This window comes from Streptomyces sp. NPDC059080, from assembly GCF_042739975.1.
Taxonomy (GTDB): Bacteria; Actinomycetota; Actinomycetes; order Streptomycetales; family Streptomycetaceae; genus Streptomyces; species Streptomyces benahoarensis.
In genome coordinates, this window is sequence record NZ_JBHYGX010000033.1 from 21,241 (window position 1) to 42,930 (window position 21,690).

Annotated in this window: 11 protein-coding genes; 7 read left to right on the forward strand and 4 right to left on the reverse strand. The window is 74.6% G+C overall.

Annotation, left to right across the window (positions count from 1 at the left end):
• The first annotated feature begins 203 nt into the window (after positions 1-203).
• Positions 204-3,455, forward strand: a complete 3,252-nt coding sequence (locus tag ACFWWQ_RS22710) for an FtsK/SpoIIIE domain-containing protein (RefSeq protein ID WP_384599024.1) — start codon at positions 204-206, stop codon at positions 3,453-3,455.
• 338 nt (positions 3,456-3,793) lie between these two features.
• Here the strand turns inward: ACFWWQ_RS22710 and ACFWWQ_RS22715 are convergent, their stop codons facing one another.
• Complete coding sequence (locus ACFWWQ_RS22715) at positions 3,794-4,483, reverse strand: class I SAM-dependent methyltransferase (RefSeq protein WP_384598962.1); 690 nt, start codon at positions 4,481-4,483, stop codon at positions 3,794-3,796.
• A 547-nt stretch (positions 4,484-5,030) separates the two neighbouring features.
• Between ACFWWQ_RS22715 and ACFWWQ_RS22720 the strand changes: the two genes are divergently transcribed.
• From ACFWWQ_RS22720 to galE, 3 genes are all read left to right on the forward strand, one after another.
• Complete coding sequence (locus ACFWWQ_RS22720; protein ID WP_384598965.1) at positions 5,031-8,855, forward strand: CDP-glycerol glycerophosphotransferase family protein; 3,825 nt, start codon at positions 5,031-5,033, stop codon at positions 8,853-8,855.
• Positions 8,856-9,128: 273 nt separating this feature from the next.
• Positions 9,129-10,769, forward strand: a complete 1,641-nt coding sequence (locus tag ACFWWQ_RS22725) for a glycosyltransferase family 2 protein (protein WP_384599027.1) — start codon at positions 9,129-9,131, stop codon at positions 10,767-10,769.
• A 41-nt stretch (positions 10,770-10,810) separates the two neighbouring features.
• Complete coding sequence (galE, locus tag ACFWWQ_RS22730; RefSeq protein ID WP_384598968.1) at positions 10,811-11,806, forward strand: UDP-glucose 4-epimerase GalE; 996 nt, start codon at positions 10,811-10,813, stop codon at positions 11,804-11,806.
• A gap of 71 nt (positions 11,807-11,877) precedes the next feature.
• Here galE and ACFWWQ_RS22735 read toward each other — a convergent pair whose 3' ends face one another.
• Together ACFWWQ_RS22735 and ACFWWQ_RS22740 are read right to left on the reverse strand one after the other, a co-directional pair.
• Complete coding sequence (locus ACFWWQ_RS22735) at positions 11,878-13,026, reverse strand: glycosyltransferase (RefSeq protein ID WP_384598971.1); 1,149 nt, start codon at positions 13,024-13,026, stop codon at positions 11,878-11,880.
• Positions 13,023-15,905, reverse strand: a complete 2,883-nt coding sequence (locus tag ACFWWQ_RS22740; protein WP_384598974.1) for a CDP-glycerol glycerophosphotransferase family protein — start codon at positions 15,903-15,905, stop codon at positions 13,023-13,025. Before ACFWWQ_RS22740 ends, ACFWWQ_RS22735 begins: the two co-directional genes overlap by 4 nt.
• A gap of 496 nt (positions 15,906-16,401) precedes the next feature.
• Between ACFWWQ_RS22740 and ACFWWQ_RS22745 the strand changes: the two genes are divergently transcribed.
• On the forward strand, positions 16,402-18,720 hold the full coding sequence (locus ACFWWQ_RS22745; protein WP_384598977.1) for a CDP-glycerol glycerophosphotransferase family protein: 2,319 nt from the start codon (positions 16,402-16,404) through the stop codon (positions 18,718-18,720).
• Positions 18,721-18,780: 60 nt separating this feature from the next.
• On the opposite strand, the gene ACFWWQ_RS22750 is transcribed toward ACFWWQ_RS22745, so the two are convergent.
• Positions 18,781-19,407, reverse strand: coding sequence for a TetR/AcrR family transcriptional regulator (locus tag ACFWWQ_RS22750; RefSeq protein ID WP_384598980.1), 627 nt, complete (start codon positions 19,405-19,407; stop codon positions 18,781-18,783).
• A gap of 317 nt (positions 19,408-19,724) precedes the next feature.
• Between ACFWWQ_RS22750 and ACFWWQ_RS22755 the strand changes: the two genes are divergently transcribed.
• A complete protein-coding gene (locus tag ACFWWQ_RS22755; protein WP_384598983.1) occupies positions 19,725-20,663 on the forward strand; it encodes an ABC transporter permease in 939 nt (312 codons plus the stop codon).
• Positions 20,664-20,790: 127 nt separating this feature from the next.
• Positions 20,791-21,525 carry an ABC transporter ATP-binding protein gene (locus tag ACFWWQ_RS22760; protein ID WP_384599030.1) on the forward strand — a complete coding sequence of 245 codons (735 nt, stop codon included), beginning with the start codon at positions 20,791-20,793 and terminating at the stop codon, positions 21,523-21,525.
• Positions 21,526-21,690 lie beyond the last annotated feature (165 nt).

Genomic DNA, 21,690 nt, shown 5'->3' on the forward strand with positions numbered 1-21,690 from the left:
CCCCGAGCAAGATCATTACGCCCCGGTCGGCGGACGGGTTGTCAGCGGCAGGTGCGAGGATGCACCCAGCACACGTGCCGTGGGGGACGTTCCGGCCCGCGGCGTGACAGGTGGGACTTGTACGAGCCGATGCGCTCGGGCGCGGTGGGGGGTTGAGCGGACCCGTCGCCGAACTCCCCGGGCAGAAGGGACCGTTGACGGTGATGCAGATCCGGCTGACCGTCCTGGGGCCGCGCGGCGGCCACCCCGCACGCGCCTGTGACGTGCTCGTGACGGCCCCCGCCGGGACCGCGCTCGCGGCGGTGGCCGGTTCGCTCGCGGCAGCGGTCGCCGGGCCCGGCGCGGACGCCGGTGGCCCGGTCGTGCTGTACGCCGGGGCCGAGCGTCTCGACCCGCAGCGGGCGGCGCTCGGCGAGCCGCCGCTGATCGACGGCGTGGTCCTCTCCCTCCAGTCCCCCGGCCCCGACCCCGCGCACGGCCTGCCGCACGGTCCGGCGCGGCTGCGGGTGGTCTCCGGGCCGGACGCGGGCGGCGTCCATCTGCTGCACGGCGGCCAGATCCGCGTCGGCCGCTCCGCCGACGCCGATGTACCGCTGGACGACCCGGACGTCTCCCGGATGCACTGCGCGGTGACGGTCGAGCCGGACGGCGCGGTCTTCGTCGCCGATCTGCGCTCCACCAACGGCACGACGGTGGACGGCGCCGAGATCTCCGGCGGGCCCGCACGGCTGGGCCCGGGCGCCCTGCTGCGCGTCGGCGAGTCGGCGCTGCGCCTCCAGCCCCCGGCCGGCGCGCCGGATCCGGCGCTGGCGACGACCCCGGACGGCGAGGGCCATCTGCGGCTGCGCCCGGGCGCGCCGTCCGGGCCCGCCGGTTCCGCCCCGGGCGAGGACGGCCCCGTTCTCCCGGGGGGCGCCACGGCCCCGACGGTGTACGGCCGGGGCGCGGGCACGCCCGGTCACGGCGGGCAGGGCGCCCCGGAGGTGTTCGTGCCCGACAGCCGCCACCCGGAGCCGTTGCCGCCCGCCGCCCCGGTGCCGCCCGCCCACGCGGACGGCGCCCCGGCCGCGTACGACTACGACGCGTACGGCGCGCACCACCCCTACGGCACGGCGCCCGGGGACGGGCCGGAGCGGGCCCGGCAGCGGCGGGACACCCCGCTGCACGGCACCCGCCCGGACGCCTTCGACCCCTCGGACGCCACCTCGTCCGGGGAGGGCACGCACGGCGGGCAGCTGTCGCTGGCCCCGCCCGACGAGGCGGCGCGGCGGGCCGGGCGGCGCGGCGGGATCGGCGCCTGGGCGCGGCGGCTCGCGGGCGGCCGCCCGGCGGTGGATGGCCCGGAGGAGCCCGACGCCCCGGAGCCGCTGGCGGGGGCCGAGGCCGCGGCGGGCCCGGTGCCCGCGGATCCCGGTGCGGCGGAGCGGTGGCCGGACGCCGCCGCGGTGCTGCTGACGGCGCTCGGCCCCGGCCCGCGCCTGTGGGAGCGCGACCGGGGCCATCCGGATGCGCTGACCGTCCGCCTCGGGACGGCGTCGCGCGCCGGTGGCCGGGTGGCGGAGCCGGTCGCCGTGGAGCTGCGGCGGGCCGGTTCCCTGGGGCTGGCCGGTCCGCGGGAGCGGCTGGCCGGGCTGGCACGTTCGGCCCTCGCCCAGCTGGCCGCGCTGCACGCCCCCGGCAGCCTGGAGATCGTACTGCTCAGTACGGACCGGACGCGCACCGCCGAGGAACGGGTCGCCGACTGGTCGTGGCTGGGCTGGCTGCCGCACGTCCGCCCGGCCCATGGGCAGGACTGCCGGTTGCTGCTGGCGTACGACAAGGAGCAGGCGGCGGCGCGTACGGCGGAGCTGGTGCGGCGGCTCGACGACGGGCCGCTGGGCCCGGGCTGGGCGAGCGCCGAGCGGGCGGAGATCGCCGCGGCGGCCGCGCAGCACCAGGGGCCGTTCACCGTCGTGCTGGTCGACGGCGATCTCGGGTCGTCGGCGCTGCGGGAGACCGCGGCGCGGCTGGCGGCCGGGGGGCCGGCGGCCGGTATCCATCTGCTGTGTCTGGCCGAGACGCCCGCGGCGTCCCCGGCGTTCCCGCTGGCCGCGACGTACGAGGCGGCCAGGGTGGCGTCGCCCGCGTTCGGGGAGTGCGGGGCGGTCGCGGTGCTCAGCGGTGATGTGGCGACGGCGCTGCGGGTGGTGCAGCCCGGTTCGGGGCCCAACGGCACGGTCGCCACGCTGGACGCGGTCTCCGGCGCGTGGGCGGAGCGCTTCGCGCGGGCGCTGGCGCCGCTGCGCGAGACGGACGCGGCGGGCGGTGGCCGGGCGGCGCCCCGGGTGGTGGCACCGCTGCCCGGCTCCTCCCGTCTGCTGGACGAGTTGGGGCTGGCCCGCGCCACCCCGGCGTCGCTGATGGCCCGGTGGGCGGCGGCGCTCGACGGCGGGGCGTCCGGGGCGGCGGCCGTGCTCGGCGCCGGGCCGCACGGTCCGCTCGCCGCCGATCTCGCCGTCGACGGCAGCCATCTGCTGCTGGAGGGCGCGCCCGGTACGGGCAAGACGGAGCTGCTGCGGTCGCTGGCCGCCTCGCTGGCCGCCGCCGACCGGCCCGATCTGCAGTCGCTGGTGCTGGTGGACGGCGGCGGCACCGAGCGCGGCGAGGGCCTGCGGCTCTGCACCGAGCTGCCGCATGTCACGACGTATCTGGCGGCGTCGGACCCGGTTCGGATGCGGGAGTTCGCGCAGGCACTGTCGTCGGAGCTGAAGCGGCGCGCGGAGGTCCTGGGCGGTACGCCGTTCGCCGAGTGGCGGGCGAAGCACCTGCCCGCGCCGCGGATCGTCGCGCAGCGCCGCACGCCCGAGGGCGCCGAGCCGGACCCGTCGAGCACCGGCACGCTGCGGTTGCGCTCGCGCGGCGGGGCGCCGTCCGGGGAGGCGGCGGCGCCGGACGTGGTGCCGATGCCCCGGCTGTTCGTGCTGGTCGACGACTTCGACGCGCTGGTCGCGCCCGCGCTGGGCAGTACGGGCCGTCCGTCGGCGGGTTCGGTGGTGCGGGCCCTGGAGGCGGTGGCGCGGGGCGGCGCGGAGCTGGGCGTCCATCTGATCGCCGCGACCGGCCACCCGGAGCGGACCGCGGAGACGGCGACCAGCGAACGGGCCGGACTGCGGGCCGTGCTGGGGGAGCCGGACGATCCGTCGGAGCCGGTCCCGCCGGGCCGGGGCGTGCTGCACCGCGCCCGGGACGGCGCGTCGACCCCGTTCCAGGCGGGCCGGGTGACCGGCCGGATACCGCGGACGGCCACGCTCCGCCCGACGGTCGTCCCCCTGGAGTGGTCCCGGATGGGCGACCCGCCGACCCGCCGCCCGCTGCGCGAACTGGGCAACGGCCCCACGGACCTGGCCCTCCTGGCCAGCGCCCTGCAACGCGCCGCGCAGTCGTCGGGGGCGGCGGCGGGGCCACCGCTGGTGTGAGGGGGCGGGCGGGGGCTGCCTTCGCCCTGCCCGGGACCGGCCGCTACGGGGCCCGCGCCGCGTACGGTCGATGCGGCCGGGGGCGCAATCCTGCGACGACGGGCGGCCCAAGCGGGCCGACGTGCATCAACTCCCTTGTGTATCACCGGAGTTGAAGGCAAACCGAGGGGCGCCGAGCCCCGCCCCGAGAATCCGCGCGCCTACGCGCCCGCGCCACCGGGGGCGGTCCCGTCCCGCCCGGCTCGCGATGCCCTCCGGGCGAACGACGGGGCGTTACGCCCCCCCGGCGCACGTGGCCGCCCGCGCGCCCCGGCGGGTCCGGAGCGCGCCGTCCAGGTTCAGCCCGGCAGCCGCTCCGTCGGCACCCGCGCGGCCAGCACGAACGCGTTGGCGCCCAGGACCTTCCCGGCGGGGCGCGGCAGCGGGAACGAGTAGGTGCGGCGGACCGACAGTCCGGCGGATTCGGCGTAGGCACGCAGCAACGTGAAGTCGGTGAAACGGCCGGCACCGCGGTGGCCGGCCTCCTGCGGGGTGATCAGCACGACCCCGCCGCCCGGCCGCACGTACGGCAGATAGGCCCGCAGCAGGCCCTCGACCTGTTCGTCGTCGAGGTGCTGGAGGACCTGCGCGGACAGCAGGGTGTCGAAGCCGCCGGGCCGGGCGTGGGCGCTGGTGAGGAAGGCGTCGGCGGTGTACGCGGTCAGGCCCCGGGCGCGGCAGATGTCGGCGGAGTGCGCGTCGTGGGCGATCCCGACGCTGCCCGGCGCACAACCGGCCAGGGTGTCGCCGGTACCGCAGCCGATGTCCAGCACCCGCCCGGCGCCGATGCGGCGCAGGGCCCGGCGGTAGGGCGCGCGCGGCGGGCGCAGCCAGGGCAGCAGCGGCCGGGGGGCGTCCTGCGCGCGGGCCGGTGGACCGGTGCGGACCGGCGGGGCGGCGTCCGCGGCGAGGCGGGTGGCCGGTGTCCGGCGGGCGGCGGGAGCGGTGGGGGCGGCGGGGGTTTCGGTCCGTCCGGGCATCCCGGGCATCGAGGTCACCTTTCCCTGGGGACCCGGCGACGACCGGGCCCGCTACGGCATCGGCACCGGTCTACGGCATCGCCCCGGGCCACGGCGCACACCACGCCGACCGGCGGCGGGCGGTCCCCGGCACGGAGGCGTCGGGGGCAACGGGGCGACGGGGCGACGGGGCGACGGGGCGACGGGGGGACGGGGGGACGGGGGGCAACGGGGCAGGGGATCCGGCCCGCCCGCATGTCGCACGCGCGCCCGCCCGGTGTCGCACGCGCGCGAAACGACCGCCGCGCCGCGCGAGCGGTCGGCGTCCGGCGCGGCCGGGGCCCTGCGGAACCGCGGGCCCGGCCGCACCGGGGACACATACGCCCCGGCCACGGCGCGAGCGCCGTCCACCGGGCCGGGCCCCTCACCCTTTCAGCGCAGATCCGGTGACCGGGGCGGGGCCGGACGAGTTGTCCACCTCAGTTCCCCGCCCCGGTTCCGGCGCGGTGGTTCCGGTCCCGGAGTACCCGGCTCCGGGCCACCCGGGTTCCCCGTTCGGAAAGGCTTGGTCGCGCGCATGAAGCCACGGCTCACCGTCGTCATCCCCGTGCACCGCACCGCAGGGCCCCTGCGGCACACCGAGGAGTGCCTGGAGTCGGTCGCGGCGCAGACCCCGGCCGCGCTGGATGTGGTGATGGTGGACGGCGCGCCCGAACCGGACGGGCCCGGTGCCGCGCTGGCCCGCCGTTTCACCGCCCGCGATCCGCGCTTCCGCCTGGTCCGCGCCGCCGGGGCGGGGCCCGGCGCGGCCCGGAACGCCGGGGCCCGGCACGCCTATCCGGACACGCCGTACCTCGCCTTCCCGGGGCCCGACGACGTCCTGCTGCCGCGCGCGTACGAGGAGCTGCCGGCGCTGCTCGACGCGTCCGGCGCGGACCTGGCGACCGGGGGCGTCCGGCTGCTCGGGGCGGACGGGCGGCCCGCGGCGCGGCAACCGGACGCCCGGACCGGCGCGTCCCGTACCCACATCGCCGAGGACCGGACGCTGCTGTCCGACACGCCCGCGGCCAACAAGGTGTTCCGGCGCGCCTTCTGGGACCGTCACCACCTCGCCTTCCCCGAGGGCGGCACCTGCGACGACGCGACGGTGACGCTGCCCGCCCACTTCCTCGCCGACGCGGTGGACGTGCTGCGCGCCCCCGTCTGCCGTCTGCGGACGCCCGGCGGCGGGGACCGGCCGCTGCCGGACGAGCGGGCGGTCGGCGAACGGTTCGCGGCGCTCGCGCAGGTCGGGGAGTTCCTGGCCGATCCGGCGCGCACCCGGGGGGTGTCCTGCCGCGGGGAGTACGACCGGGCGCAGCTCACCGAGGGGCTGCACGATCTCGTCGAGGCGCTGCCCGCCGCCGCACCGGAGGTCCGCACCGCGTTCCTGGAGCACGCCCGCGCCTACCTCTCCCGGGTCGATCCGCGGCTGATGGCCGCGCTACCGGTGGAGACGCGGATGCTCTGGTACCTCGTACGGGCCGGGCGGCCGGACGATCTGCTGCGGCTGCTGGCGTACCGGCGGCGGCAGGCGACGGCATTCCTGGTGACCGGGGTGCCGCTGCGCCGCCGGGCCGCGCTGCCGCTGGACCCGCCGCTGCGGCTGCCGTCCGCCGTCACCCGGCTGGGCCGCGACGACTTCCCCGTACGGGCGCACGTCCAGGAGGCGGTGTGGCGCGACGGGCTGCTGCATCTGCGGGGCTACGCGTACATCCGCAACCTCGGCGCGCCGCACCGCCACAGCTATCTGGGGACGCTGGTGCTGGCGCAGGGGCGGCGGCGGATCGTACTGCCGCTGCGGCCGGTGGAGTCGGCCCGGGCGACCGCCGAATCCGGTCAGGAGCTGCACTGTTACGACTGGTCGGGGTTCGAGGTGACGCTCGATCCGCGGCGGCTGCGGCGGCTGGGCCGCTGGCAGGGCGGCGACTGGCGGGTCACCGTCACGCTCACCGCGGCGGGCATGGTGCGCATCTCCGGGCTGCGCCCGCCGGAGTCCGGTTCCGGCACCTCGCCGCGCACCTACGACACCGGGGAGGGCGTACGGGTCACGCCCCGGTACGCGGACGGGCTGCTGCGGCTGACCGTGGAACGGATCGGCTACCGGCTGACCGCCCGGGAGACGACGGGCGGCGCACTCTGCCTGACGGTCGCCGCCCCGCCCGGCGCCGCCGCCCCCACCGCATTGCGACTGACGGATACGGAGACCGGGGCGGTGGTGTCGTTCCCGGCGGTCCCGCCGCGGGAGGAGGTCGCGGCGGAACGTCCGGAAGGGGAGCCCGAGGGGGGCGCGCGGGAGGCCGGGGGCGCCCCTGACAGGGAGGGGGCGGGCGCCCCTGATCCGGACGCCGGGCCCACCCCCGGCCCGGACGCCGGGCCCACCCCCGGCCCGGACGCCGGGCACGAGCCGTCGCCGGAGGCCCCGCACGCCGCTGACCTGGGCTCCGGGCCCGGGCCCGAGGGCGCGGTGGTCCCGGGCCCGCAGGCCGCGGACGCCACCGCGCCGGAGGCCACCCACGCCCCGGACGCCGCTCCCCCGCCCCCGTGGAGGCCCCGCCGTCCGGCCCCCGGGCACTCCGTCCGGATCCTGCCCGACGCGCTCGCGGCAGCCCGTCCCGTACCGGGTGCCGAAGGCGGCACACACCACGGCGCCCCCGGGGCCCCGGCCCACTCCACCACCTGGACGGCCGCCCTCGCCCTCCCCGGCGGCGCCACCGCCCCCATCGCCTGTTCGCCCACGCTGGCGCCCCTCGCGCTGCCGCCGGTGCGGGGCCGGGAGCTGGTCGCCGCGGGCACCGCCGCCGGGCATCTGGTGGTGCACGACCGCGTCCCGCAGCCGTACGCCGACCGCGTCGTATGGCGGGTCGACGGGACGTTGCTGCTGGCCGGGACGCTGCCCGCCGCCGCGCCGCCCGCCACCGAGCTGGTCCTCTCCCACACCGCGCACGCCGCCGAGTGGGCCTTCCCCGTCACGCACGACGGGGAGCGTTTCCACTGCGCGCTGCCGCTGGCCGCGCTGCCCTCCCCCGGGGGGCCGCTGCCGTTGCCCGCCGGGCACTGGGCGCTGCGGCTGCGGGCGGTGGGCGGCGCCACCCCGGACGTGCCGGTCCGGTTCGCACCGTCCGTCCTCGACGGGCTGCCCGCCTCCCGCGCGGTCCGCGGCAAGCCGTTCACCCTCGACCGGCGCGACCACGACGAGGTGTTCCTCGCCACCGGGGCGACGCTGCCGGTCACCGACCGGGGACCGTACCGGCGGCGGGTGCTGCGCGAGACGCACTACCCGCTGCACCGCGGCCGCCCGCTGCGCGACGCGATCCTCTACAGCAGCTTCGGCGGCCGCGCCTACGGCGACTCGCCGCGCGCCGTCCACGAGGAGCTGGTCCGCCGGGGCATCGGCGCGGAGCACCTGTGGGCGGTACGCGACGGGCAGACCGCCGTGCCGGACACCGCGCGCGCCGTCGTCGTGGGCAGCGCCGAGTGGCACGGCGCGCTGGCGCACAGCCGCTGGGTGGTCGCCAACACCCAGCTGCCGGGCTTCTTCCGCCGCCGTCAGGGCCAGCTCGTCGTCCAGACCTGGCACGGCACACCGCTCAAGCGGATCGGCGCGGAGCCGTCGGGCTCCCACGTGCCGTCGGACCCGGGGGCGGCCCGCCAGTGGAGCGTGCTGCTGTCGCCCAACGCGCACAGCACGCCCGTCCTGCGGGAGGCGCTCGGCTTCCCCGGGGAGCCGCTGGAGAGCGGGCTGCCGCGCACCGACGCGTTCTTCGCGCCGGACCGCGCGGAGCGCGCCGCGGCGGTCCGCGCCCGGCTCGGCGTCGACGACGGCCGCAGGGTCGTCCTGTACGCCCCGACCGTCCGCGGCCACCTCGCGTACGACCGCCACCACCACCGGCTGCATCTGCCGCTGGACCTGGATGCGGCCCGGCGGGCGCTCGGCGACGACCACGCGCTGCTGGTCCACGGGCATCCGATGGTCGCCGACCGGCTCCCGGCCCGCCACGCGCCCTTCGCCGTCGACGTCACCGCGTACCCGGACGCCACCGATCTGCTGCTCGTCGCGGATGTGCTGGTCACCGACTACTCGTCGCTCGCCGCCGACTTCGCGAACACCGGCCGCCCGATGCTGTTCCTCACCCCCGACCTGCCGTACTACCGCGACACGCTGCGCGGGTTCACCGTCGACTTCGAGGCGGTGGCGCCCGGACCGCAGCTCGGCTCCACCGGTGAGCTGATCGACGCGCTGGGCGATCTGGACGCGATCGCGCGGGCGGGCGCCGGGGCGTACGGGCGGTTCCGGGAGGCGTTCTGCCACCGCGACGACGGGGCGGCCGCGGCACGCGCCGCGGACCTGGTGCTGCCGTGAGCGGAGGTGTCCGGCGATGGTCGGGCCGATGAAGGTTTGGCGGGTACCGGCATCGGACGGCGGGGCTCGTCGTTACCTCGATACGGGCGCTCCGCCCGCGCCAAGCGCCCGCCAACACCGGATGTCCCACCCGTTAACGGACGGCAATGACACGGAAAACCACGGCGGCGGGCGCAACCACGCGGCGGGATTCCCCCTCTGAAGCAGAGACAGAGGACCGGAGCCCGCTCGCACACAGAGATGCCGTCGACACGGAATGTAGATGTAGTGACTGTGAAAGAAGCCCTTGAGCCATCGCCGGGGCCCACCCTCACTCCGGCAGCGCAGATCAGCATCGTCGTCATCGCCTTCAACGATGTCGCCCATGTCGACCAGGCCGTACGCTCCGCGCTGGCCCAGGAGACGGCCGGCGCCGCCGTCGAGGTGATCGCGGTGGACGACGCCTCCACCGACGGCACCGGCGCCGCCCTGGACGCCCTGGCCCGGGAGCATCCGCGGCTGCGGGTGCTGCACCGCGCCGAGAACAGCGGCGGCTGCGGCACCCCCCGCAACGACGGGCTGCGCGCCGCCACCGGCCGCTTCGTGATGTTCCTGGACAGCGACGACGTGCTGCCGCCGGGCGCCGGCCCGGCGCTGCTGCGCGCCGCGCTCGCCGAGGACGCGCCGGTGGCGTCCGGCGCCTGCGTCCGCCGGGAGCTCCCGGCCCGCCGCGATGTGCCCTGGCAACCGGCGCTCTACCGCGACCGCGCCGTGCACACCGCGCCGGGCGCCAGCCCCCAGCTGGTGCGCGACACCCTGTGCGTCAACAAGCTCTACGACCGGGCGTTCCTCGCCGAGCACGCCATCGTCTTCCCCGAGGGCCACTTCACGTACGAGGACTTCGTCTTCACCGCGCGGGTCCTGGCGGTCGCGCCGCGGCTGGTGACGATCCCCGACAGCGTCTACATCTGGCATGTCCGCCGCACCGCCACCCGCCAGTCGATCTCCCTGGACCGCAAGGCCGTCACCAACTGGCAGGCCCGCATCGACGCGCACCGCGACAGCGTGGCGATCCTCCGCGACGCCGGGCGCGAGGAGCTGGCGCGGGCCGCGCGGACCAAGTTCCTCGACCACGACCTGCGGATGTACGTCCGCGAGCTGCACACCCGGGACGCCGCCTACCGCGCGGAGTGGTGGCGGCTGACCCGCGCCTACCTGGACGGTTTCGACGAGGCCGAGCTGCTGGCGGCGCGGGCGCCCGCCCGCTGGCTGGCCCGGGTCGTCCTGGCGACGCCGGAGCCCCCGGCGGACCTGGACCGGCTGACGCAGCTGGCGGCGCGTCCCGGCCGGCTGCTGCCGCCGTACGCCCGGGACGGTGCCGGGCGCCCGGTGTGGTCGCCGGAGCTGGAGCAGGTCGAGCTGGACGCGCTCGACTCCAAGCCCACCCACCGGCTGCCGGTGACGATCGACGCGGAGCCGGTCATCGGCCGCCGTGGCGTGCTGCGGCTGCGGGTGCACGAGATGTACGGGCGGCTGGCCGCGGCCGGACCGGTCTCCGTCGACGTGGAGTGGCGGCGCCGGGCCGACGACCGGCGTGGCCCGGTGCAGACCGCCACGCTGGCGCCCGGCCCGGAGGAGACCTGGACCGCCGAGGTGGCCCTGGATCTGACGGCGCTCGCCGACCGCGCGCCGGTCGCCGACACCGGGCCGGTGGCCTGGGACGTGAGGGCGCAGGTGCACTGCGCCGACGGCTCCGGCTTCCGCGCCTCGCTCCGCGCGAGCGGCCCGGGGCTGCGCCGCCGGGTGCTGCCCAGCCGCCGCCACGCCGTGCTGCTGGTGCAGCCGTACGCGACGACCGGCGGGGCGCTGGCGCTGCGGGTCGCGGCCGGGGTGCGCAGCGTGTGGCGGATCGCGGCGGCCCGGCTGCGCCGCTGAGCTCCCCCGATCTTTCCCCTTCCCTCTCTAGGATTGGCGCCATGACTTACTTGATCACGGGCGGTGCCGGATACATCGGCGCCCACGTCGTACGGGCCCTGCGGCAGGCCGGGGGATCCGCCGGGCGGCCTCGCGTGGTCGTGCTGGACGACCTGACGACGGGGGTCCCCGCCCGGCTCCCCGAGGACGTGCCGCTGATCGTCGGCTCGACCCTGGACCGGGCACTGCTGGACCGCACCATCGCCGAGCACGGCGTAACGGATGTGGTGCATCTGGCGGCGAAGAAGCAGGTCGCCGAGTCGGTGGAGATGCCGCTGCACTACTACCGCGAGAACGTCCACGGTCTGCAGACGCTGCTGGAGGCGATGGCCGCCGGGGGCGTGGGCCGTCTGGTGTTCTCCTCGTCCGCCGCGGTGTACGGCATGCCGGACGTCGACCTCGTCACCGAGGACACGCCGTGCGTGCCGATCAACCCGTACGGCGAGACGAAGCTCGTCGGGGAGTGGATGGTCCGCGCGGCAGGCAAGGCGCACGGCATCAGCACGGCGTGCCTGCGGTACTTCAACGTCGCGGGCGCGGCCACCCCGGAGCTGGCCGACACCGGGGTCTTCAACATCGTGCCGATGGTGTTCGAGAAGCTCACCGAGGGCGCCGCGCCGCGGATCTTCGGCGACGACTACGACACCCCGGACGGCACCTGCATCCGCGACTACATCCATGTCGCGGACCTCGCCGACGCGCATGTCGTGGCCGCGCAGAAGCTCGCCGAGCGCGGCCCGGTGCGGGACCTGACGTTCAACATCGGCCGCGGTGAGGGCGTGTCGGTGCGCGAGATGGTCGATCTGCTCACGGAGCTGACCGGGCACTCCGGGGTCACCGCCGAGGTGACGCCGCGGCGGCCCGGCGACCCGGCGCGGGTGGTCGCCGCCGCCGACCGGATCGCCGCCGAGCTGGGCTGGAAGGCGCACCACGACGTCCGCGACATGATCACGTCGGCGTGGGCGGGGTGGCAGCACCACCACCCCGAGGCGCGCTGACCGACGCTCCACGTACGAGGCGCCCCGCACCGGAACGAACCGGTGTGGGGCGCCTCGTCGTACGGGCCCGCTCAGCGCTCCAGGAAGGCGAAGAGATCTTCCCAGCGGCGGGTGATGCGGTCGGTGGAGTAGCGCTGGACGTTCTCCCGGGCGGCGGTGCCGAGCCGGTCGCGCAGCTCCTGGTCGGTCAGCAGGGTCTCCAGGTGGGCGGCGAGTTCGTTGATGTTGCCGGGCTGGGCCAGCAGACCGTCCTCGCCGTCGCCGACGATCTCGTGGACGCCGGGCGCGCAGTCGAACGCCACGCACGGCACCGCGGCGGCCATCGCCTCCATCAGCGACAGCGGGAAGCCCTCGGCGCGCGACGACTGGGCGAAGACCGCGGCGCCGCGCAGCGCCTCCGGCACATCGTCGGTGCGGCCCATGAACTCCACCGACCGCTCCAGGCCCAGCGCCTCCCGCTGCTTGAGCAGCAGCTCCTCGTCCTCGCCGGAGCCGTAGATGCGCAGCAGCCAGTCCGGGTGGCGGGGCGCGACCAGGGCCCAGGTGTCGAGCAGCAGGTCGACGCCCTTCTCGTCGGAGAGCCGCCCGATGCTGGCGACGACCTTCTCCGTACGGGCCGAGGGGACGTCCGGCATGACGGGCAGCGGATTCGGCATGAAGTCGGCGTTGTCCATTCCGGCCCGGATCCACAGGTCGGCGTCCTCACGGGTGAGGGCCAGCAGCCGGTCGACGTCGGCGTAGTACCGCTGGACGCGGCCGAAGCGGGAGGAGGCGCGGCAGGCGGTGAACGACTCGTGGCTCATGCCGATCACCGGCATCCCGGCGGTGTCGGCGAGCGTCACCCACTCCATGGCCCACACCTGGGTGCAGATGACGATGCCGCCGGGGCGGGCGGTGGCGAAGCGGGCGGAGAGCCGGTCGGCCGCCTCCCGCATCCCGGCCTCCTTCATGGCGCGGCGGCGCCGCTCGGCGAGGTTGAGGCGGCCCTTGAGGCCGCGCGCCGGGCCGGTCTTCGGCGGGTGCTCGGTGTAGAGGGTTTCGGTGGGGTAGGGCAGCTCGCCGAGGTCGGCGCGGAGTTCCGGGGCTGCCGGGACGATGCCGATGATGTGCGGCCGGTGGCCGCGCTCCGCGAAGAGGCGGGCCATCTGGTGGGTCCAGGTGGTCACCCCGCCCATCTCGTCGGTGTTGTTGCAGACGAAGTAGATGTCGCGGCCGGTCACTTGGCGTCTCCTTCGCGCTCCGCGGTGCCGAAGAACCGGTCGACGACGCGGCGGGCCGCGTCCCCCCGGTCGTACTCGCCGTAGGTGGCGGTGAACCGCTGCCGGGCCTCGCGGTGTTCGGCGTCCGCGGACTTGAGGCGGTCGAGGGCGTCGAAGAGTTCGTCCTCGGTCTTGGCGAACGGGCCGGGTGCGGTGGCCTTGAGGTCGAAGTAGGTGCCGCGGGCCTCGTTCGCGTACTCGTCGTAGTCGTGGGCGTAGAAGACCATCGGCCGGTCGAGGAGGGCGTAGTCGAACATCACCGAGGAGTAGTCGGTGATGAGGCCGTCGGCCAGCTCCATCAGCGGGGTGATGTCGTGGTGGCCGGTGACGTCGATGACGGTGCCGCGCACGGACGGCGGCAGCACCACGTGGTTGAGGTAGTGCGACCGGATCAGCAGGACGTAGCGGTCGCCGAAGCGGGCCGCGAACTCGTCGACGTCGAAGGGGAGTTCAAAGCCCTTGACCTGGCCGTTCGGGGTGGCGCGGAAGGTCGGGGCGTAGAGCAGGACCGTCTTGTCGGCGGGGATGCCCAGCGCGGCGGCGAGCGGACCGCGGGTGCGGGTGCCGGACGCCTCCTCGGCGCGGCGGGCGGCGACCAGCGCGTCGTTGCGCGGGTAGCCGGTGCGCAGCAGCACCTCGGGGCGGAGCCGGAAGGCGCGGGCGAGGGTGCGCTCGTCGTGTTCGGAGCGGATCAGGAAGTGGTCGAAGCGGTCGAGGGCCTGCTGGTACTCGTCCTTCGCGGCGCGCGGCTGGAGCCGCAGCCGGGGCTCGTCGAAGCCCATCCGCTTGAGCGCCGAGCCGTGCCAGGTCTGGACGTAGGTGGTCTCGGGGCGCTTGGTGAGCTTGAGCGGGTAGCCCTGGTTGTCGATCCAGAACTCCGCCTGGGCCAGGGCCCGCAGATACGGCCAGCTCCAGCGCTTGACGAGGGTGGCGTCCTCGGGGAAGCCGTCGGGCTTCTTCCCCGCGTAGCTCCACACCGCCTCGCACTCGACGCCCTGGCGGCGCATCTCCTCGTAGATCGCGCGGGGGCTGTCGCTGTACTGCTTGCCGAGGTGGCTCTCGAAGACGACGAGGCCCTTGCGGAGCGGGAGCTTGCTGAACACCTCGTGGTAGACGCGGAGTTTGGTCTCGCCCGAGCTGAGCTCCCGCTTGGCCTTGCGGGCCTTGCGGATACCGGTCTTGGCGAGGGCCGCGGCGGGGCTGCGCAGCGCCTCGCCCAGCAGCTTCTGGGTGGAGCGGGTGGCGCGGCTCTCGGCGCGCAGCACGAAGGTGAGGTGGCCGCGCTTGGAGGGGGCGGGCTCGACGCGGTCGGAGACGAGGCGGGTCAGCCGGGGCCGGACGCGCAGCGCGTGCGCCGCGTCGAGGTCGACGCCGCCGACGGTCAGCCGGGTGCGGGTGATCTCGCCGTCGGCGTCCAGGATCAGCCGGACGTCCCAGACCGCGTCGATCACGCCGAGCGGGCGCAGCCTGCGGGCGAGGTCCAGCTCGGCGTCCCAGACGACCTGGTCGCCGTCGAGCCGCAGGGTGCGCAGCGGGAAGGAGAAGGTCTGCAGGCTGCGGCGGCGGGCCTTCAGCTCGATGCGGCCGCGCAGCGGGGTGGCGGGGGTCAGCGCCCCGAGCGGGTTGACGACGGAGCCGGACAGCTCGACGGTGCCGCGGCCGTCGTCGGTGTAGCCGGTGAGCTGGTTGCGGAGGAAGAGCTTGCCGAGCGGGCGGGTGTGGTACCCGGCGTCGGTGACGTCGAGGACGCGGCGGCCCTCGGGGTCGTCGAGGTGGCGGTCGGTCCAGTAGACACGGCCGTCACGCTCGGTGAGCGGGGTGGAGAGCTTGTCGCGGTTGATGAGGGTGTCGACGGCGGGCATCAGCGCCGTCCAGTCCTCCTTGCCGAGGAGGTAGGCGCAGATGGCCTGTATCGGCTGGACGCGCTCGTACGCCTCGGGGGCGATCCCGGCGAGGTAGCCGTTGGCCATCTCGGCGAATTCGCGGCGGTAGCCCTCGTCGAGCAGCGGCAGATCCCGCAGGTGCAGCACGAGATCGTGCTTGAGGAATTTGACGTCCTTGTGGAACTTCAGGTCGTCCAGGCCCTGTTCGGCGAGGAGTTCGTCGACGCGCCGGTGGATTTCCATGCGGTGCGCGAAGTTGGCGATTTCATGGCGCCGGTTGCTGATCGACTTCGTGGCCGCCTTCTCGAAGACGTTCCAGAAGTAGACGTGATTGGGGATCAGCGTGATGCAGCGGGCGGCGACGTATGCCTGCGCGGAGAAGAGCAGATCCTCGTAGTGGATGCCGACGGGGAATTCCAGTCCGGCTTCGCGGAGGAATGCGCGGCGGTAGCACTTGTTGGTCGACAGGGTGTCGAAGACCAGCAGATCGGGGAGTTCGGAGATCGATTCGAGGGTGCGGGTCCGGGCGTAGAGCCACGGGTACCACTCGACGGTCTTCTTGGTGCGGGTGTCGGCGTGGACCCGCACGCACATTCCGGAGACCAGGTCGGCGCCGGTGCGCTCGGCGGCGTCGAGCATGTTGCGGCAGGCGTGGGGCTCCAGGACGTCGTCGCTGTCGAGGAACATCACGTACGTGCCGCGGGCGTGCGCGACGCCGTGGTTGCGCGGGGCGCCGCAGCCGCCGCTGTTCTCCGGCAGCTGGAGCGCACGGACCTTGCCGGGGTGGGCGGCCGCCAGTTCCTGCGCGACGGCGAACGATCTGTCCGTGCTGCAGTCGTCGACGATGACCACTTCGACACCGTGCAACGTCTGGTCCACGGCGGACTGGACGGCGGTCGGCAGTCGTTCTGCGTCGTTGTAGACGATCACGACTACGGAGACGTCAGGCACGGGCACCCCTATCCTCTGTTTCCTTTGCCGTACGAGCCATCAAAACTACCGCGCCGGGCCGCTCACGCCGTGGCACACGGGACGGGCGACGGCAGTAATTCCTGCGGTTATTCGTGCGCCGGACCACCCGTCCGTGGCATGACCACGGGCGGATCACCCGACGGCGGCGTCCCCGATGGGCGGATCTCTCCGCGCCCCGGGCGCCCCGGCACCTCTTCTGTGTAGAGGTGCGCCGCACCGGTCCGGTTCCGCCGCCCGCCGTGAGGTGGCCCACGCGCGCGGGCGCCCGTACGCGCACACCGACGGCGTTCGACGACTACGTACGGCGGTTCCGCGAAACTGCCGACATGCCCGCTCTTCACCCCATATGCAATAAGAGCCACAGAACGGTAACGGACAGCAACCCTTTCCGGTGAACTCCAGTCATACAACTGGCGTCGAAATGCCTTCCGCAGAGACATTTCCCGCTTTCCGTGCTCGGCCCGTCACAAGGAGTAGCTGCATGTCCGAGGAAGCCATCGGTTCCGCACCCCGCTTCAGCGTCATCGTGCCCGTGTACAAGGTGCAGGGTTACCTGCGGGAGTGTCTGGATTCGGTGCTGTCGCAGGATTTCGCCGACTTCGAGGTGATCGCGGTCGACGACCGCTCGCCCGACGGCTGCGGCGCGATCCTGGACGAGTACGCGGCCCGCGACGCGCGGGTGACGGCCGTGCACCGCGCGGAGAACGGCGGCATCGGCCAGGCGCGCAACACCGGTGTGGAGCGGGCCCGCGGCGACTATCTGCTCTTCCTCGACAGCGACGACACCTTCACGCCCGGCGCGTTCCGGGCGATGGCCGACCGCCTCGCGGAGACCTCGGACCCGGAGATCCTGCTCTTCGACCACGTCCGTACGTACTGGTGGGACAAGGTCCAGCCGAGCGCCAGCGGTGAGCTGCTGGCGCAGGCGGGCACCGAGACCTTCCGCCCGGCCGACCGCCTGGAGTCCCTCAACCTCTTCGCAGTCGTCTGGAACCGCGCCTTCCGCCGCGACTTCTTCACCGGCAACGGCTTCGCCTTCACCGACGGCGTCTACGAGGACGCGCTCATGGTGTACACGACGATGCTGACCGCCGGGACCGTCGCCTGCCTGGACCAGGTCTGTGTGGAGTACCGCCAGCGCCGCCAGGGCAACTCCATGAAGACGCCGGGCCGCGCCCACTTCACCATCTTCGAGCAGTACCGCCGCCTCTTCGCCTTCCTCGGCACCCGCCCGGACCTCGACCGCGTCCGCCCGCTGATGTTCGAGCGGATGGTGAGCCACTTCCTCTTCACCTTCGCCCGCGAGAACCGCGTCACCCCGGCCGACCGCCCGGAGTTCTTCCACCGCGCCGCCGCGATGTACCGGTATCTGGAACCCGCCGGTTTCGTGGTGCCGCCCGGCCTCGACGGCGCGAAGTACCAGGCGCTGCGGCGCGGCTCGTACCCCGCCTTCCAGGCGCTGAAGCTCGTCAACGGCGCCCGCATCTCGGGGCGCGACCGGCTGCGCAGGACCCGCCGCACCCTGGGCAAGCAGGCGTACCAGCGCTTCTACCAGCTCCAGCTGCGCCGCCCGGTGGACGAGAACCTCGCGGTCTACTCCGCGTACTGGAACCGCACCCCCGCCTGCAACCCGCTCGCCGTCTACGAGAAGGCGAAGGAACTGGCGCCGCACGTGCACGGCGTCTGGGTGATCCGTAAGGGCGCGGAGGACACCGTCCCCGCCGGGGTGGATTTCGTCGTGGCGAACTCCCCGCGCTACTGGGAGGTGATAGCCCGCGCCAAGTACCTGATCAACAACGTCAACTTCGCCGGGGAGATCGTCAAGCGCCCCGAGCAGGTGCATCTCCAGACCCACCACGGCACGCCGCTGAAGCGGATGGGCATCGACCAGCAGAAGTACCCGGCCGCCGCCAAGGGCATGAGCATGCGCAAGCTCCTGGAGCGCGCCGACCGCTGGGACCTCTCCCTTACCTCCAACCAGCACTCCGCCGAGCAGTGGGAGCGGGTCTACCCGTGCGCCTTCCGCTCGCTCGACGCCGGCTACCCGCGCAACGACGTCTACTACCGCGCCACCGCCGAGGACGTCCTCGCGATCCGTGACCGCCTGGGCATCGCCCCCGGCCGCACCGCGGTGCTCTACGCGCCGACGATCCGCGACTACCAGGCCGGTTACGTGCCGCGGATGGACCTGGAGCGCGTCACCCGCGAGCTGGGCGAGGACGTCGTCCTACTGGTGCGCACCCACTACTTCTACGGCGCGGACCCCCGGCTCGCGGAACTCCAGGAGCGCGGCGCGCTGATCGACGTCTCCACGTACCCGGTCGTCGAGGACCTGTGCCTGGCCGCCGACGCGCTGATCACGGACTACTCGTCGATCATGTTCGACTACGCCAACCTCGACCGGCCGATCCTCACCTACGCCGACGACTGGGACGTCTACGTCCGCTCCCGCGGCGTCACCTTCGACCTGCTGTCCGGCGAGCCGGGCGAGACGCCGGGCGTCATCGCCACGAACGAGGACGAGCTGATCGACGCGTTCCGCAGCGGCCGCTGGGACGGCGCCGAGGCCACCGCGCTGCGCGCCGCCTTCCGCGCCCGCTTCTGCCAGTGGGACGACGAGCACGCGGCGGAACGCGTGGTACGCGCGCTCTTCCTGGGCCAGGGCCCGACGCCCGCGGCGCTGCCGCTCGCCGAGCGCACGGTGGCGCCTTCGCCGCGGGCGGCGGTCGCCGCGGCGCCGGGGGCGGTCAGCGTGCCGACGGCTGAGGTCTCGGCTGCGGATGTGGAGTTGGCCGGCTGAGCTTTCGCCGGGGGAGGTCCGGCTGAGCTTTCGCCGAGGGAGGCAGGGGAGGCGGCGCCCCTACCTCCCTCCGCCCAACGCCCCCGTCACCGCAGCCGCCAGCTCGTCCAGATAGCCGTCCGGCAACTCGTCGCGGGCGACCACCAACCGCCAGTACAGCGGCCCCGTCATCAGGTCCAGCGCCAGCCGTCCGTCGGCGTCCGCGGGCAGTTCGCCGCGCTCGACCGCGCGGGCCACCATCGCCGCCGCCATGCCCTCCTGGCTGTCGTGGAGCGCGGCCTTCAGCGCGTCCGCCAGCTCCGGGCTGCGGGCCGCCTCGGCCAGCAGGTCCGGGATGATCTGCGAGGCCATCGGGTGGCGCAGCGCCCGCGCGGCCACCTCCAGCAGCATCCGCACATCGCCGCGGAGCGTGCCCGTGTCGGGCGTCGGCAGCCCCTCGGCGGCCAGCGCCGAGACCACGTCCAGCACCAGATGGAGCTTGGAGCGCCACCGCCGGTAGACGGCCGTCTTGCCGACCCCGGCCCGCCGCGCGATGCCCTCGATGGACATCCGGGCGAACCCCACCGCGGCCAGCTCCGCGAAGACCGCGGCCCGGATCGCGGCGGTCTTGTCCTCCCGTAGCACGGCCGCCCCGGCCGGGGCCCGGCGTGCCGTCGCGGACGCGTGGTCGCTGCCGTTCTTTGCCATGGCTTGAGCATAGCGTCACGACGCTACGGTTGCGTCTCGACGTCGCCTCGTCCTAGTCTCGCTCCGACGTCACGACGAAACGGTCCCGTTCCGACGTAGGCGCCGCCGTTTGCCGCCCGTCGTCCGCGGACCGCGTACGCCACCGGCAACCGGCGCCTCCGGCTCCGGACCTCCCGAACCACCCGGACCTCCCGGACTTCCCGAACCACCCGACCCTCCCCGCCGTCCGCCCGCGCACCCCGTGCGCCGGACCCCGTCGCCCCTCGGCGCGCACCGGACCCGCTCCGCGCCCGTGGGCCCCGTACGAAAGCGGCCCCATGCCCCAGACCCTCGTTCCCCCCGCACCGGCCGGACCGGACCCCGCCCGGCTCCCCGGCCCCGGCGCCGCGCCCGATCCGCAGCTGCACGATCTGGCCGCCCGCCACGGACTGACGCTCAGCGGCGCCCGCCCGGCCCTGCCGGAGTACACCCGCAGGCTCTGGGCCCGGCGCCACTTCATCGGCACCTTCGCCACCGCCCGGCTCACCGCGCTCTACACCACCGCGCGCCTGGGCCAGCTCTGGCAGGTGATGACGCCGCTGTTCAACGCCGGGGTCTACTACTTGATCTTCGGCATGCTGCTCCACACCGACCGCGGGATCCCCGACTTCATCCCGTTCCTGTGCACCGGCATCTTCGTCTTCACCTTCACCCAGTCCACCGTGCTGGCCGGTACGCGGGCGGTCTCCGGCAGCCTCGGGCTGGTCCGCGCGCTGCACTTCCCGCGCGCCTGTCTGCCGATCGCGTACACCCTGATCCAGCTCCAGCAGCTGATCTTCTCGATGGGGGTGCTCGCCGCCATCGTGCTGCTCTGCGGTGTGCCGCTGACCTGGCACTGGCTGCTGATGGTCCCCGCGCTGCTGCTCCAGTCCGTCTTCAACACCGGACTGGCGATGATCATGGCGCGGGTCGGCGCCCGCACCACCGACACCGCCCAGCTCATGCCGTTCATCCTGCGCACCTGGATGTACGTCTCGGGCGTCTTCTACAACCTCTCGGTCTTCACCCAGCACGCCCCGGCGCTCGTCGGGGCGGCCCTGAACGCCAACCCCGCACTGATCTACATCGACCTGATGCGGTACGCCCTGATCGATTCCGTCCGCGCCTCCGCGCTGCCCGCCCACGTCTGGCCGATGGCCCTGGGCTGGGCGCTGCTCTCCGGCGCCGTCGGCTATGTCTTCTTCTGGAAGGCGGAGGAGGAGTACGGCCGTGGCTGACCTCACCACGTTCCCCGACGCAACCACCGGCACGGGCGACGCCTCCGGGCGGCCCGCCACCACACCGGCCCCCGGCGCCCCCGCCCCCGCGCCCGCCGCCGGGCCCGAGGGCCGCGTCCCGACCGTCATCGCCGACAACGTCCACATCGTCTACAAGGTCCACGGCGCGGGCAGCGGCCGCGGCAACGCCGTCTCCGCGCTGCGCCGGATCGTCCGCCGCACCACCACCGCCGGGACCCGCGAGGTGCACGCCGTGCGCGGCGTCACCTTCGTCGCCCACAAGGGCGAGGCGATCGGCCTCATCGGCTCCAACGGCTCCGGAAAGTCGACGCTGCTGCGGGCCATCGCCGGGCTGCTGCCGCCCGCCTCCGGACGCGTCTACACCGACGGCCAGCCCTCGCTGCTCGGCGTCAACGCGGCGATGATGAACGACCTGACCGGCGAGAAGAACGTCATCCTCGGCGGCCTCGCCATGGGCATGAGCCGCGAGGAGGTCCGCGCCCGCTACCAGGGCATCGTCGACTTCTCCGGCATCAACGAGAAGGGCGACTTCATCTCCCTGCCGATGCGCACCTACTCCTCCGGCATGGCCGCCCGGCTGCGGTTCTCCATCGCCGCTGCCAAGAACCACGACGTACTGATGATCGACGAGGCGCTGGCCACCGGCGACCGCGCCTTCCAGAAGCGCTCCGAGGCCCGCATCCGCGAACTGCGCGAGGAGGCCGGCACCGTCTTCCTCGTCAGCCACAACAACAAGTCGATCCGCGACACCTGCGACCGCGTCCTGTGGCTGGAGAAGGGCGAACTCGTCATGGACGGCCCGACGGAGGAGGTCGTCTCGGCGTACGAGGCGCACAAGTAGCGCGCCCCTTATACGAGATACGGGATACGAGATACGGGATACGAGATACGGGATACGGCCTATACGGGCGAGGGGGCCCGGGCGGGGGGGGGCCCGGGCGGCGCCCGGGCGGCGGGGGGGGGGGCCCCCCCGCGCCCCCCGGGGGAGCGGGGGGTGCGGCACAGA

Excerpts from the sequence above, each read along its gene's own strand:
- ACFWWQ_RS22715 (WP_384598962.1), bottom strand. The coding sequence starts at position 4,483 with ATGCCCGGGATGCCCGGACGGACCGAAACCCCCGCCGCCCCCACCGCT.
- galE (WP_384598968.1), top strand. The coding sequence starts at position 10,811 with ATGACTTACTTGATCACGGGCGGTGCCGGATACATCGGCGCCCACGTC.
- ACFWWQ_RS22745 (WP_384598977.1), top strand. The coding sequence starts at position 16,402 with ATGTCCGAGGAAGCCATCGGTTCCGCACCCCGCTTCAGCGTCATCGTG.
- ACFWWQ_RS22750 (WP_384598980.1), bottom strand. The coding sequence starts at position 19,407 with ATGGCAAAGAACGGCAGCGACCACGCGTCCGCGACGGCACGCCGGGCC.
- ACFWWQ_RS22720 (WP_384598965.1), top strand. The coding sequence starts at position 5,031 with ATGAAGCCACGGCTCACCGTCGTCATCCCCGTGCACCGCACCGCAGGG.
- ACFWWQ_RS22755 (WP_384598983.1), top strand. The coding sequence starts at position 19,725 with ATGCCCCAGACCCTCGTTCCCCCCGCACCGGCCGGACCGGACCCCGCC.
- ACFWWQ_RS22710 (WP_384599024.1), top strand. The coding sequence starts at position 204 with ATGCAGATCCGGCTGACCGTCCTGGGGCCGCGCGGCGGCCACCCCGCA.